This window comes from Mucilaginibacter straminoryzae, assembly GCF_022953055.1.
Classification (GTDB): Bacteria; Bacteroidota; Bacteroidia; order Sphingobacteriales; family Sphingobacteriaceae; genus Mucilaginibacter; species Mucilaginibacter straminoryzae.
Genome location: NZ_JALJEJ010000013.1, coordinates 1 through 14,877 on the forward strand (window position 1 = coordinate 1; position 14,877 = coordinate 14,877).

Genomic DNA, 14,877 nt, shown 5'->3' on the forward strand with positions numbered 1-14,877 from the left:
CAAAAACACCCAAACCAACAAAAAAACTTAAAGTAAGCTGACACCATACAGCTTTCCTAATAAACCCGTCAAAATCTCTTTAAATAAAAAAACCGCCTCATAATTGACTTATGAGACGGCTTCATTATTCGTATTTTTATGCTGTTGGATTGCTTGCTACCTTCAGTAAAGCTTCTTTATCAAACTTTACTTCTTTGGTTAGCTTTTTTGCAACTTGCTTTGCTGCTTTTTTAATCTTTTTCTCCAGGCTTTTGCCGCTTGCGCCAACCTCAGCCGTAATTCTTTTAAGGTCTGATTCTAAGGTTGCTGCAATGTTTTCGCGGGTAGTCTTCTTTATGTTCTTGATCTGCAGTTTACGGTCTCGTTTATTCATATAGTATTTTTATACAAAGTTATATGAATAATAGATTATCTATATATTATATTTGTGTTAAGTGATGGTAGTAAAATCCGGTGCAATTGTATAAATTTAATAGATCTACAGTTTATTGATGTTTAAACGAGGGTTTTGGCTGGCGTTTACCTGGTAGGTGGTAATTTGGTTATCATTGCTTACTTCCACAATGCGGTAACCCTTATAGTCAGTACCCCAGTTACCACCAAAGTGCGAATCAAAGAAATGCGGGAATTTGCCGGTATATCGCACACCGTCCAGGCTATGGTCGTGCCCGTGAAAGGCTGCTTTAACATTTGGATAGGCGTGGAGCAATTCCACCACCTCGGGGCAGTCAATAAAAATATTCTGCTCTTCTGGTAGCCAACGATGCGGTGGGATGTGTAAAATCACGAAGACGATAGTTTTAGTTTTAAATTTCTCCAGCGAGTTTTTAAGGAAGCTTACATTCGGGCAAATGTATTCGCCTTGGGTATTGGCTGTATTAGCAAGTACAAAACCAATGTCGCCATGTTCAACAACATAATTGTCTTCGTAACCAAAAACGTTTTTCCAGATAGTAGCGTCAGCAAAATCATGATTACCCGGCAGGGTATAATACTTTGCAGGTAGTTTTTCAAGATATTTATCCCTCACAACCGGAAGAAGGTCCGGGCGGTTATGCACCAGGTCGCCATTGATGATGATCAGATCGAGGTGACTTTTGTTATGTTCTTCTTTCATCCATTTTACCAGGTCGCCGTAAAACTTATCGCCATCGGTTTCTGGTTGGGCATAATGGCCATCAGATGCTAAAGCAAAACGAAGTTTGAGATTCGATGCCGGGCGATTATCGGGATGTAATTCTGCTGCAAAGGTGTTTACCGCGGGCAGCAAGGTAATACCGGCGGTCGCAGTTAAGGTATTTTTAATAAAGTTTCTTCTGTTGCTCATGGTGTTTGATTAGGAACGTGTTGCAAAAATAGTAGGATGTATGTTGCGAAAGCGCTTAAACGAATGAAAGGTGTATTAGCGTTTTGTTAAGAAAATAGTCAGCCTAATGACGCTGCGTGTACCTGTGTTAAGTTTGTGTTCATGAAAGGTCTTAATGGTATTAAGCTTTCGTTAAATAAGGTTATCGCTATTTTATATCAGGTTTTAAGCACTCAACTTTGAGAGGTTGAATAAAATGGGGAAGTCGGTAATCAAGCTTTTATTTTTGGTGCTCAGCATCAGTTTGTTTGTTGGCGGTCCGCTGTCCTCTGCTTTTTCCAATGACCATGGTCATGCGCAGCATAAGCATCACCGCCATCACCTGGATAAAGTCCACGTACATAATGTAAGCTGGCATCTCATTTCTACCCGGCAGCTCAGTAGCCCACCATTGGTTGTCAAATCAGACGTTACGCAGGTTTTACTTTTAGGGGCAATCCTGTTATTTCTCATGCCTGCCTTTTTAAAGGTAAGGGCACATCATACATTCCACTACCGGCGTTTAAGTAACCCGAGACCAATTTACCTGCTGGTATCTACCATGTTGATCTGATGTTTAAACAATTCAAGCAGCTTTAATACCCCTTAGCGCTTATTGTTTAAACCGGCCCTGACGGCCACATCGTTAAATCACAAAAATGGAATTTGGTGAAGAATTCGGCCTGCAGGCTACACAGGCTTATAAGTCCTTTCATAGCTATTTATATAAACTTTTAGAAGAATCAGATTTGCAAAACCACTACCAGATCATCCTTATTTTAACCCGTTACAACGGCAAGGCTACGCAAAAGCTTTTGTGCGAGCAATTGAACATCGAGAAATCGAACATGGCGGTGATGATAGACGCGCTTGAGGCCAAGGGCTATGCGCGCCGCGAGGTTAATCACAAAGACAGGCGTGGTAAACTGGTCGTGCTTACGCCAAAGGCAGAGCAAGTGCTGTCGAGGCTGGAGACGGTGTTTCAGCATTTCGAAAAAAATGTGCTGAAAGATATTTCCTGGCAGGAGATGTATAACTGCCTGCGCATCATGAAAAAAATCAACAGCAACCTGGCAGATATGAATACCTTCATTCCACTGAAGCCTAAAAACAGTACAGGCATGTTCCTGAATAAACAGGTGTAGCAAGCAGGTTAGCAAAAATGGTTATCGATCATAACCAAACCTAACAGCTGCTTTAGAAACACTTGTTTTAATGTTAATCGCGATTTATCGTCGAAAAAAAAGGGCTGGGATACCTTTGTGGTCAAAAAAATACTGTGAAGAAACGCATCCCTTTTTTACTTACTTTATTAATTACTTGTTTCAGTATTTCTGAGGTTTTTAGTCAGACAGCTGGAAAAATCACCGGTAAAATTACCGACCGCAAAACAGGCGAAGCGCTTATCGGCGCTACCATCCTGATACAGGGAACAACAAAAGGAGCGGCTACTAATGTTAACGGAAGTTACGTGCTGAGTGCCGCACCAGGTACCTATACTTTATTGGTAAGATACATCGGTTACGATAATAAGTCTATTAGTGAGGTGGTGGTGAAAGCAGGGCAGGTGACTGACTTTAACATTACCCTCGATCAGCAAACGCAGGGAAAATCACTGAAGGAGGTAACGGTAAAGGCTACCTACCGTAAAGAGTCGACCGCTTCTTTATACGCACAGCAAAAGAACAACGCGGCAATTACAGATGGAATCACTGCCGAAACAATTAAACGTTCGCCAGATAAAAACACTTCTGAAGTGTTGCGCCGGGTAAGTGGCGCCACCATACAGGATAATAAATTTGTGGTGGTTCGTGGTCTGAGCGATCGTTACAATACGGCTTCACTGGATAATACCGCTTTGCCAAGTACCGAACCAAACCGTAAAGCATTCTCGTTCGATATTGTTCCTGCCAACCTGATCGATAATATCATCATCAGCAAAACGGCTACGCCTAACCTTCCCGGCGATTTTGCAGGTGGCGCAGTGCAGATCATCACACGTGATATCCCTGATCAGAACTTTACCAGCATCAATGTCGGCGTAGGTTATAATACCAACACCACCGGTAAAGATTTTAAAAGCGGGTACCGCAACCTGTCAGACTATTTTGGCTTTGATGATGGTTCCAGGAAATTACCTTCTAACTTTCCATCTACCAACCGCATTAACAGCTTTACCTCGCCTCAGCAGAGCATTGCGCCTTTAAGTTCGCTTAACCCTAATTTCAGAGTGTATAATTATTCGGCATTGCCTAACCAGAATTACCAGATCTCTTTAGGTAGGGTAAAAGACCTGAAGAACGGTAACCGTTTAGGCGGCATCTTCGCTGTAACTTATCGCAACAGTTTGCAAACCATCCCGGATCTGCGTATCAACTATTACGAGTTTGATTACCACGATACCAAATACCGTTTCTCTACCAATGTTGGTGCCTTGGCAAATTTTGCCTACACCTTTGGTAAGAATAAAATCACCTGGAAGAATATTTATAACCGTAGTTTCGACGACCAGTACCTGTACCGTACGGGCTACAACGGGCAAACCCAGAACGCAGACAACCATTTCACCGCATTTGACCTGATTGAAAAAGGTCTGTTTAAATCTACGCTACAAGGTGACCATGCGATAGGGGATAACGGTTCTAAACTGACCTGGATCGGCAGTTATAGCAATGTAACCAACAACCAGCCCGACCAGCGTAAAACCAATTATGCCCTAATCAATAATGTCTATACCGCAGATATTACCACTGTCGGTAAGCAAAACGCACGCTTCTTTTCAGACCTGAATGAAAATATCTACGCCGGTCAGGTAGATTATACTTTGCCGTTGAACATGTTTAGCGAGAAAACTTCGCTAAAGGCAGGTTTGGCTTCTGCTTACCGCGACCGCTCTTTCGCGCCACGATTCATCGGCCCGGAATTGAACACTTTTGCTGATAACGCAGACCGCATCCGTACCCTGCCATTGAGCCAGATCTTCAGCCGTAGCATCATCAACCAGGGGTATTACAACCTTCGCGAGATCACTACCACAGATGACCCTTACACCGCTAATACCTTCACCAATGCAGGTTATGCGATGCTTGATAATAAACTGAGCGATAAACTGCGCGTTGTGTGGGGCTTACGTGTAGAGAAGTTTAACCTGGACCTAAAAACTGCCGGCAGCACGCCCAAAACGGCCAAGTTGGATAATCTTGATTTCCTGCCGTCAGCAAACTTTACCTACAGCCTGAACGATAAGCAAAACCTGCGATTCTCTTATTCGCGCACCGTTGCCCGTCCTGAATTAAGGGAGCTTGCGCCGTTCGGATATTACGACTTCGAATTGCTGGCGACCATACAGGGTAACGTGAACCTGAAACGTACGCAGATCCACAACTTCGATTTACGGTACGAGATCTATCCGTCTGCAGGACAGATCATGTCGGTATCGGTATTCTACAAGAACTTTAAAAACCCAATAGAAGTAGGTTATTACGACGTAAACTCTACACCTGATTTTATCTATTTCAATGCCGAAAAGGCGAACAACTTCGGCGCCGAGTTCGAGCTGCGTAAAACGCTGGATTTTATCGGTCAGAGCCTGAAAAATACGACGCTTTACACCAACGTGGCGGTAATTAAATCTACCGTAACGGATAACCGCCTGATCCTGACAGAAGGTACCAATAAACGCCGGATGGTTGGCCAGGCACCGTATGTGATCAACGCGGGTTTACTGCAAACCCTGGCGAATAATAAAGTGAGCTTTAACCTGCTTTACAACAGGGTAGGCGAGCGTTTATTCCGCGCAAGAGGTGTGCAATTCCCTGGTTTGTATGAGAACGCAAGGGACGTGATCGATTTCCAGGCCGGCCTGCGTGTACAGAAAGGTAAAGGCGAATTTAAGCTGAATGCCAGCGATCTGCTGAACCAGAACACCCTGTTCCACTATATCAACAGCACTGCCCAGTACGATATCAACAGCGGTTTACGCTCACGCGGAAGCATTGTAAGCCAGTATAAAACAGGGCGCACATTCACCCTATCATACGGGTATAATTTCTAACAAGCAACAAAATCAGATTAACAAATAGGTTGGACAATCAAATTAATTACGAAACAAAAACAAACATGAAGAAGATTTCTATTTTACTACTGTCGGTGATGTTTTTATTCACTGCATGTACAAAGAATGATGATGGCGGAACGGTAGATCCACCTGTTGATAACGGAAACGTGGTTACCGTTACCGGCGATATTTCTACCAGCACCACCTGGAGTGCAGACAAGATCTATTTCCTTAAAGGTTTTGTTTACGTAACCAACGGCGCTACCTTAACTATCCAGCCGGGTACGATCATTAAAGGTGATAAATCTACTAAAGGTACGTTGGTAATTACCCGCGGTTCTAAAATTGATGCGCAAGGTACTGTAGATAAACCTATTGTGTTTACTTCTGCAGTAGCAGCTGGCGGTCGTTCAAGTGGCGACTGGGGCGGTGTGATCATTTTAGGTAAAGCGCCTATCAACCCAACCGGTGGTACTGCTACTATAGAAGGTGGTTTAACCCCAACTAACGGTGGCGATGCCGCTAAATACATCCAGTATGGTGGTACAGACGCAGCAGATAACTCTGGTACGCTTAAGTATGTACGTATCGAGTATGCCGGTATTCCTTTTTCACCAGATAACGAAATCAACGGCTTAACTATGGGCGGTGTTGGTTCTGGTACTACTATCGATTATGTGGAAGTTTACCGTTCTGGCGACGACTCTTATGAGTGGTTTGGTGGTACCGTAAATGCGAAACACTTACTATCTATCGGCGCAGTTGATGATGACTTTGATACAGACTTTGGTTTTTCTGGTAAAGTACAATTTGGTTTAGCACAACGTGCACAAGTTGTTGCTGACTTCTCTGGCTCAAATGGTTTCGAGTCTGATAACGACGCTTCAGGTTCAAACAACACGCCTCAAACTTCAGCGTTGTTTTCTAATATGACCATTGTTGGCCCGATGTTGCCTGCTAACTTAAGCGGTAACAATACCAGCAACATCAACGCTAACTTCCAGCATGCTGCTCAGATCCGCCGTAACTCGGCAATCAGCATTACCAACTCTGTATTAACTAACTATACAGAAGGTGTTTATATCGACGACGGTACCGTTGCAACCGCTGGCGCAACTTCTGCAAACTACCTGGCTGGCCGTTTAGTATTTGCTAACAATATCGTTTACGGATGTAACGTGAAAAGCAACGAAGTTAAAGGTCAGAACAAAGCCCTGTTCGAAACTGCCATCCGCGCTGCTAACACTTTTGATGCTTCAAAAAGCGTTGCAGATGTGTTAACTGATGCGTTAAAATATGGTCTGGATTTCAAAGCTTCAGGTAACGCCCTGTCTGGTACACCAGACTTTACTGTAAAAACAGGTTCAGTTGCTGCTTCAGGCGCTGCCTTCACAGGTAAGTTCAACGATAACTTCTTTGAGAAAGTTGCTTACAAAGGCGCTTTCGGTACTACTAACTGGGCTTCTGGCTGGGCTTCTTTTGACCCTCAGAACCTGCCATACACTACACCTGGTTCGGTAAAATAATTTTAATTACCTATGAGCGCTTTTAGGGCAGCCATTATGGCTGCCCTTTTTTGTTGATTTCGTTTTTCTTTAGAATTCCTTGAACTTATACCACTTCTGGTTGTTGGTATAGAAAAACGGTTATGAAAACAACAAAAGTGAGTGACGATAAGAAGAAGCAGAAGAGTTTACAAACCGAACATCCGTTAAGTGAAAAAGACGAGGTGAAGCAGGCAGAGCAAAATACGGTTAAAGCAAATGCCGCTAAAAAGAAATTGTAGCCAAATTAACAGCGTGCAGATTTCAGTAAATAAGGTTCGGAACTTTTTTAAGTGATAATTGTGATCCTTACTTGCAGCTAAAAATTAGTGTAGCAGGGTTTAGATAGGATTAGCAAAGCTGCGGTTAAAAATTTATTTTTGACTGATACGATACACTTATGACTTTTTTTACGCGATCTGCTCTTGTTAGGCTTTTAGCCGTGAGTCCTGTTTTGCTTTCTCCCAAAGTATTGATGGCTCAGGGTAAGGCAGATAGCATCAAGGTAGCCATAGAACCAGATTATGATAAGGTTAGCGGCGCACACCGTATTTTCTTTGGCGAAAATTATCGAGATATATGGGCCACGCCCGTAAAAATGCGCGTCTTTCATCTCAATCAAGAGCGTGGCGGTTTGCAAATAGAAGAACGTGGGGGCGGTATGCAAACAAAATCGTTGAGGTTAAAAGATCCATCCGGGCATGAATGGGTTTTACGTACGATACAAAAGTACCCGGAAAAGATCCTGCCGGAAGACCTGCGTAAAACCTGGGTGAAGGATGTAGTTCAGGATCAGATCTCAGCTGCACATCCGTATTCATTCCTTGTGGTGCCGCCACTGGCGCAGGCGCTTAACATTCCGCATGCCCACCCAGAGATTGTTTATATTCCGGATGATCCGGCCTTAGGGAAATACCAAAAGGATTTTGCCAACCAGGTCTTTTTATTTGAAGAACGCGAACCGCTGGATGTTGACAAAACAGATAATAGCGACAAGACCCAAAAGAAACTTAAAAGCGATAACGATAACGAAGTAGACCAAAAGACGGTTTTACGTGCTCGTCTGCTGGATTTTATTTTAGGCGACTGGGATCGTCATAACGACCAGTGGCGTTGGGAGCGTGTTGATAAAGAGCATGGCGAAGGTATCTTATACAAGCCCGTACCGCGCGACCGTGACCAGGTTTTCTATAGTACATCCGGCGTGTTACCGTGGTTTGTATCGCGGCATTTATTCCTGGCTAAGCTGCAGCACTATGGTAACCGTATCCGTTCTGTAAACCGCTGGAACCTGAACGCACGTAATTTCGACCGTATTTTCCTGACAGATCTGAGTGAAAAGGACTGGCGGGAAGAAATTGCCTATGTGCAGCAAACGCTGTCGGACCAGCTTTTGCGGGATGCGTTGAAAAAGATGCCGCCCGAGATTTATAAGCAGGGGGGAGATGAGCTGCTAAGCAAGCTGATCGCCCGGCGCAATAACCTGACAGAGCAAGCAATTAGATACTATCGTTTTATTTCTAAGGTGGTTACGATCACCGGTAGCGATAAGCAGGAACAGATCAACGTTGAACGCACCGACGATGGCAAAGCGAAAGTGACCGTTTACAAAATTAAGAAGGACGGAACAGAGGGGCATGAAATGTATAAGCGCACTTTCGACCCGGATGTAACCAAGGAAGTGAGGCTTTTTGGTTTTGGCGGTAAAGATGTATTTCACATCTCGGGTGGTGAAATTCCGCTGAGAGTGCGCATGATTGGTGGGGAAGGAGATGATCAGTTTGTTGTCGATAGTAATGTGGACAGCAGGCACCGGATCATGATATACGATGACGCGAAGGAAGCCAATCAATTGCCATCTAGATCAGCTGCGCGGATAAAGACCAGCACGGATACCATTGTCAATAAAGGTCCGGAAGAGTTTAAATATGATTTCCTGCAGCCGCTTTTCCTGGCAAATATCAGCAGGGATTATGGTTTTGAGCTCATCGGCGATTTTATCTATCAAAAACAAGGCTTCCGGAAAGACCCATATAAGTTCAGGCAAAGTTTGCTGGTGAACTATGGCTTCGGTACCAATTCACTATTGCTGAATTATCGGGGCGAGTTCCGTCATAGCCTGGGTAAAAGCGACCTGTTAGTGAATGTGCTTTCTAAGGGTCCTAACTACGTGAGCAATTTCTTTGGTACGGGTAACAACTCGGTTTTCGTTAGAGAAGGTAAAAGGCCTATTGCCTATTACCGTAATGTTTATAATTACATTGATGCTGACGTTCAGGCCAGGTACAGCGCCAACAGGTGGACAGTTAACGGTGGGTTGCGTGCCCAATATTACAATGGTGATGCCGACGGCAATCAAAACAAATATCTGAAGGTTTATGACCAGCAGCATCCTGCCGAACAGGTGTTCAGTACGCAGGTTTTTGCCGGCTTAGTTGGTGGCTTCAGTTACGATAGCCGCAATAACGAAAGCTTATTACCGTATAAAGGTGTTTACTGGAAGAACAGTTTAACCGGTATGCATGGCTTAAATCAAGGGAACAAAACCTACGGGCAGTGGCTGTCTGAGTTTAGCTTTTATGTTTCCCCAACGCGCGATTCTGCCTTTGTAATTGCAGACCGTACCGGTGCGGGGTATACCGTTGGTAATGCCACTTACTACCAGCAACTGAAGCTGGGCGGAAGCCAGAACCTGAGAGGGTATTATAACTATCGTTTTACCGGAAAAGGGATGGTGTTTAATAACCTTGAAGTGCGCTTAAAACTGCTTGATTTTGAAAGCTACCTGGTAGGAGGTACGCTGGGCGTTATCGGTTTTAACGATATAGGCAGGGTATGGTCGCAGAATGAGCAATCCGATACCTGGCACGATGGCTATGGCGGTGGTTTGTATTTTCTTCCGGCCAAGTTAATACTGATCCAGGGCGTAGTAGGTTTTTCAAAAGAAGGCGCATATCCATACATATCAGCAGGTTTCAGGTTTTAGCAGAAGAGGTTACTATTTAAAAGAGAGAACAGATGAACGATCAGCAATTATTAGAGCTTGTTGAAGAATATGTGAAGCGTTTTTTTCAGACACATCACGATGATAGATTAGTATATCATAACTTTAAGCATACCGAGCAGGTGGTAAAACATGCCACCGCCATAGCCAATCATTACCAGCTGAACGATCACGATTTTTTCATCTTGCTGGCGGCTGCATGGTTCCATGATACCGGTTATTTTATTACCCTGGAAGATCACGAAACAGCGGGAGCTAACCTGGCGGAATCTTTTTTGAAAGAGCAAAACCTGCCTGAAGAAGATATCGTTCTGGTAAAAAGTGCGATTTTCTCAACCCGGATGCCGCAAAACCCATCTACGCTTTTAGAAAAGATCTTGTGCGATGCAGACCTTTACCATTTAGGTACGGACGCTTTTGAAGAAAAGAATAAGTTAATGCGGAAGGAGTTTAACGATATCCACCACCTGGATAACAACAAACTGCAATGGAACAAACATTCAGTAGAATTCCTGAAATCGCACCAATACCATACAGACTATTGCCAGTTATTACTGAACCAGGGCAAACAAAAAAACCTGGAAGAACTGGAGGCACGGGTTGAAAAATGGCAAAAGGAAGAAGACGAAAAGATAGCCTCCGAACAAAAGAAATCACAAGAAGAATCAAAGAAATTGCAAGAAAAACAAATACTGCCCGAAGTAAAGGATTCGGACAAACCTAAAAAGAAAAAAGAACGCCCCGAACGCGGTGTGGAAACCATGTTCAGGATCAGTTCTACCAACCACCAACGCTTGAGCGATATGGCTGATAACAAGGCCCATATCCTGATTACTGTTAACTCGATTATACTATCGGCGATTATCAGCTTGTTGTTACGGAGGTTGAGCGAGTATGAGAACCTGATCATTCCTACGGCGATTATCCTGATCGTTAGCCTGCTGGCTATGATCTTCGCTATTCTTGCCACGCGGCCGTCGCTGCCACCGGGCACCTTTACCCGAAACGATATCGACGAAAAGAAAGTGAACCTTTTGTTCTTTGGTAATTTTTACCGCATGCCGCTCGATGAGTACGCCTACGGGATGTCGCGCATGATGGAAGACCGTGATTTTCTGTACGGAAGCCTTACCCGCGACCTTTATTCGCAAGGGATTGTATTGGGTAAAAAGTACCGCTTATTGCGCGTGGCGTACAATATCTTCATGTTTGGTCTTATAGTTGCTGTACTGGCATTTATAATCGCCGCTGCATTTTTTGGCGAAAAATAATTGCCGATCCTATGGAACAACTGCCTTTTTTTGACCGCGACCTCAGCTGGTTAGCGTTTAACAAACGTGTGCTTGAAGAAGCTGCTAACCCAAACGTACCGGTATTAGAACGGATTAAATTCCTGGGCATCTACTCGTCCAATCTCGATGAGTTTTACCGCGTGCGTATGCCGGTAATGAAGGCGCTGCAGAAGATCAGCAAAAAGAGCAGTAATGATTTTAATTACGAAGAGCATTCTGCAATTGTTCACCAGGCTACGGGCATTATACAGGAGCAACAGAACAGGTTTGGCAGCATACTCAGGGAGCAGATTATCCCGGAGCTGAAGCAACAGCAGATCAACCTGCTGTATCGTGAAGAGTTACCTGTACACGTGGCCGACCCTTTAACCCAATACTTTCTTTCTGAAGTTCTGGCGTTTCTGCACCCGGTTCTTTTTAATGATGATACCAGCTTTTTCCCCGAGAATAATAAGCTGTATTTTATAGTACAGCTATCCGACGTGGAAGGGAAAGAGCAATTACAACTGCTTAACATCCCGTCTGAAGATCTACCGCGTTTCTACCCGATAACGGTTGAAGATGAGCAATACATTTGCTTTTTAGATGACATTATCCGCTATAATCTGGATAAACTGTTCCGTGGCTTTAACATCGTTAACTGTTTCAGTTTTAAAGTTACCCGCGATGCGGAATTGGATTTAAAGGATGAGTATTCGGGCGATTTGTCTGAACAAATAGAGCAACAACTTGGAAAGCGCGATTCTGGTTTTGCTACACGCTTTCTATATGAACAAGGGATGCCGCTACGGATATTGGAGAAGTTAAAGGTGCTACTGAACCTGCAAACGGCTAATGCAGTAGAAGGTGGGCGTTACCATAACCTGAAAGACCTGTCTGCGTTCCCGCTCAAAAATGCAGTATTGTCCTATCAGCCCTGGCCGGCGCGAAATGTAACAGAGCAAAGCGATGTCAGTTTGCAGGAGTTGATCCTTAAAGGGGATATCATCGTTCATCCGCCGTATCAATCCTACCATACCATACTGCGTTATTTTAATGAAGCTGCGGCAGACCCGGACGTGGAAGAAATCTACGTAACGCTGTACCGTGTAGCCAGCGATTCCAGGATCGTCAATGCCCTGATGACTGCCGCCCGTAACGGTAAACAGGTACAGGTAGTGGTAGAACTAAAGGCACGCTTCGACGAAGCCAACAACCTGAAGTGGGCCAAGAAAATGAAAGAAGCCGGGGTAAAGATCATTTATAGTATCACGGCGCTTAAAGTGCATGCGAAGGTTGCCCTGGTAAAATCCGGGAAAAACAAGCGGACGGTGTACACCGGCTTGCTGGCGACAGGCAATTTGAACGAAGGTACGGCGCGTTTCTATACCGATCATATCCTGCTTACCGCTAATCATCAGTTGTTGCGAGAGGCTGAATTGTTGTTTATCTTTTTAGCGCGAAGAGAAAAAGTATCCTCGCCGGATCTGATCAATTTTAAACATTTACTGGTGGCCCAGTTTAACCTGCAGCAGCGTTTTCTGCAATTGATAGATCGGGAAATCGAAAACGCAAAACAAGGTCTGCCCGCAGCTATCCAGATAAAGCTGAACAACCTGGAAGAGAAGGTATTGATTAGTAAATTATACGAGGCCTCGCAAGCCGGGGTAAAGATTAGTCTGATCGTCCGTTCTATTTGCTGCCTGGTGCCGGGTGTTAAGGGGATAAGCGAGAACATTACCATCCTTCGCATTGTGGACCGCTATCTGGAACACGGACGGATTTTTATCTTCAATAACAACGGCAACCCGGAAGTTTTTATGGGTTCCGCCGACTGGATGAACCGGAATATTTATCACCGCATTGAGGTTTGTTTCCCTGTTTATGACGAGCAAATTAAAGCCGAGATGATAACGCTTTTCGAGCTGCAATGGAAAGATAATGTGCAGGCGGTAGAGATCGATCAGTACATGAACAACTTGCCGGTAAAATCCTCTGGCGTACCGCATAGCGCTCAAAAAGCGATTTATGACTACCTGAAGGGGTAGAGCATACTACAAGCCGTTAAGTGTCCATCTGGGTACGTAACCGGTGTAATTATTGAACGCTATTTTGCAGAAATTCTGCCCTTCTTCCAATACGCTCACCTTCGCGTTTTTAGGTAACACTGTTACTACTGCCGACATGTAATCTGCCTGTTGATGCAGGTAAACTGTTCCTGTTAAATTGGGTTTCAAGAATGTGGTATAAGTAGAAGTCGGCAATGGCTCGACACGTTTTACCAATCTTAAAGGAGCATCGGTTTTAGCCGTAGGCTTTTCAACCGTGGCTGGTACAGTGGCTGCTTTAGCAGTGGGTACTTGCGCGGGCTCGGCGGGAGGTTGTTCGGTTTTAACCTCATCGGCTGTTTCCGGTGTTGGCTTTGTCGATTTTCTTTCAGCCGAAGCTATATCCAAAGCTTTCCTGTGTTTACGTTTATGTGGTTTGTTGTGCTTTACCACGGGTTCAACTTTGGCAATTACGGGCGGTGTTTGTACAGGTGCGGGCTTTCGCAGAACCTTGTATACATACGCGCCGAATATAGCGGTAATAGCAACTAAGGCTAAAGTAACAGCTACGTTGATCGTACGCGTTTTGAACAGCGCGATGCGGCGCTGCTGACTGCGTTTTAAAGCCCGGTCGTACCGCCTGCGTCTGATGGGATCGCTCAGGATTTCGTATGCTTCGTTCAGCTCTTTCAGGTGCCGGTCAAGAATGTAGTCATACTGATCGGTTTCTGGTTTAAACCGATTAGAAAGCGTCACGTGCGCATCTTTGATTTGCGAAGGGGTTGCATTTCCCGGAATTCCCAAAATATAGTACAGATCCTTCATCATCGTTATAGAAACCAAGCTTTAATTTGAGCATTTTTTTCACGAGAAGTTTAATTCTAAAGAGAAATTTTTAGGCGAAGATTTATGGATTTTTCTGTCACGGATTTTACGGGTGCGGCTTCTTCACTGTTTATCGTAAATAACGCAAATTTTACACTCGGTATACCATAAAGGCCTTTTTGAAGTTATATGTTTACAACACAAACTTTGTTATGAAATCTAAAATTCTTTTAATTCCAATTTTTCTTGCAGTATTTGCAATCACTAATGAATCTTGTAAGTCTAAAAAGGCAGTAGTAAAACCGCAGCCAGAACCGGTGGAGGCTCCGAAAACAGAAGCTCCGAAAGAAACTAAAGCAGAGCCTGCGCATGAAGATACCACTCCTGCACCAGAGCCTGCAAAACCAGATTATAACTTCAAGAATATACAGTTTGAATTTAACTCAGGTGTGTTGAAAACAGATTCTTACCCATTGTTAGATAAAGCTGCTGCTGAAATGAAGAAAGACCAGTCTGTGAAGTTTTTATTAGGCGGCCACTCTTCAGCAGAAGGTACTGCTGAGCACAATATGCAGCTTTCTATAGAACGTGCGAACGCCGTGAAAGCTTATTTGGTTAATGCTGGTGTAAATGCAGATAACCTGATCACCAAAGGTTACGGTGAAAGCAAACCGTTGGTATCTAATGCTACCGAGGAAGGCCGCGAACAAAACCGTCGGGTAGAGATCAAGTTAGATAACTAATCATCCACAGCTCATTTAAAAAACAATGCCCGCCTAAAGC

General features: G+C 44.2%; 12 protein-coding genes. 9 read left to right on the plus strand and 3 right to left on the minus strand.

The annotated features are described in order from the left end of the window. Positions 1-136: 136 nt before the first annotated feature. Together MUY27_RS18965 and MUY27_RS18970 are read right to left on the minus strand one after the other, a co-directional pair. A complete protein-coding gene (locus MUY27_RS18965) occupies positions 137-373 on the minus strand; it encodes a hypothetical protein (protein ID WP_245132752.1) in 237 nt (78 codons plus the stop codon). Between the two features lie 105 nt (positions 374-478). Next, positions 479-1,327, minus strand: coding sequence for a metallophosphoesterase family protein (locus MUY27_RS18970; RefSeq protein ID WP_245132754.1), 849 nt, complete (start codon positions 1,325-1,327; stop codon positions 479-481). Between the two features lie 235 nt (positions 1,328-1,562). Here MUY27_RS18970 and MUY27_RS18975 point away from each other — a divergent pair, with 235 nt between their 5' ends. The 8 genes from MUY27_RS18975 (at position 1,563) to ppk1 (ending at position 13,269) form a co-directional block, all read left to right on the plus strand. Continuing rightward, entirely contained in the window at positions 1,563-1,919 is a 357-nt protein-coding gene (locus MUY27_RS18975) for a hypothetical protein (RefSeq protein ID WP_245132756.1), read from the plus strand. Between the two features lie 85 nt (positions 1,920-2,004). Beyond that, positions 2,005-2,490, plus strand: a complete 486-nt coding sequence (locus MUY27_RS18980; protein WP_245132758.1) for a MarR family winged helix-turn-helix transcriptional regulator — start codon at positions 2,005-2,007, stop codon at positions 2,488-2,490. Positions 2,491-2,624: 134 nt separating this feature from the next. Continuing rightward, complete coding sequence (locus MUY27_RS18985) at positions 2,625-5,399, plus strand: TonB-dependent receptor (RefSeq protein WP_245132761.1); 2,775 nt, start codon at positions 2,625-2,627, stop codon at positions 5,397-5,399. A 65-nt stretch (positions 5,400-5,464) separates the two neighbouring features. Further along, positions 5,465-6,928: a hypothetical protein gene (locus MUY27_RS18990; RefSeq protein ID WP_245132763.1), complete on the plus strand. Its 1,464-nt coding sequence runs from the start codon at positions 5,465-5,467 to the stop codon at positions 6,926-6,928. A gap of 122 nt (positions 6,929-7,050) precedes the next feature. Continuing rightward, positions 7,051-7,188 carry a hypothetical protein gene (locus MUY27_RS18995; RefSeq protein ID WP_245132765.1) on the plus strand — a complete coding sequence of 46 codons (138 nt, stop codon included), beginning with the start codon at positions 7,051-7,053 and terminating at the stop codon, positions 7,186-7,188. A gap of 233 nt (positions 7,189-7,421) precedes the next feature. Further along, entirely contained in the window at positions 7,422-9,932 is a 2,511-nt protein-coding gene (locus tag MUY27_RS19000; RefSeq protein WP_245132767.1) for an outer membrane protein assembly factor, read from the plus strand. 32 nt (positions 9,933-9,964) lie between these two features. Continuing rightward, positions 9,965-11,221: a Pycsar system effector family protein gene (locus MUY27_RS19005; RefSeq protein ID WP_245132770.1), complete on the plus strand. Its 1,257-nt coding sequence runs from the start codon at positions 9,965-9,967 to the stop codon at positions 11,219-11,221. Between the two features lie 11 nt (positions 11,222-11,232). Then, on the plus strand, positions 11,233-13,269 hold the full coding sequence (ppk1, locus tag MUY27_RS19010) for a polyphosphate kinase 1 (protein WP_245132772.1): 2,037 nt from the start codon (positions 11,233-11,235) through the stop codon (positions 13,267-13,269). A 6-nt stretch (positions 13,270-13,275) separates the two neighbouring features. On the opposite strand, the gene MUY27_RS19015 is transcribed toward ppk1, so the two are convergent. Continuing rightward, a complete protein-coding gene (locus tag MUY27_RS19015) occupies positions 13,276-14,097 on the minus strand; it encodes a DnaJ domain-containing protein (RefSeq protein WP_245132774.1) in 822 nt (273 codons plus the stop codon). A gap of 209 nt (positions 14,098-14,306) precedes the next feature. Here MUY27_RS19015 and MUY27_RS19020 point away from each other — a divergent pair, with 209 nt between their 5' ends. Next, positions 14,307-14,837, plus strand: coding sequence for an OmpA family protein (locus tag MUY27_RS19020; protein WP_245132775.1), 531 nt, complete (start codon positions 14,307-14,309; stop codon positions 14,835-14,837). Positions 14,838-14,877 lie beyond the last annotated feature (40 nt).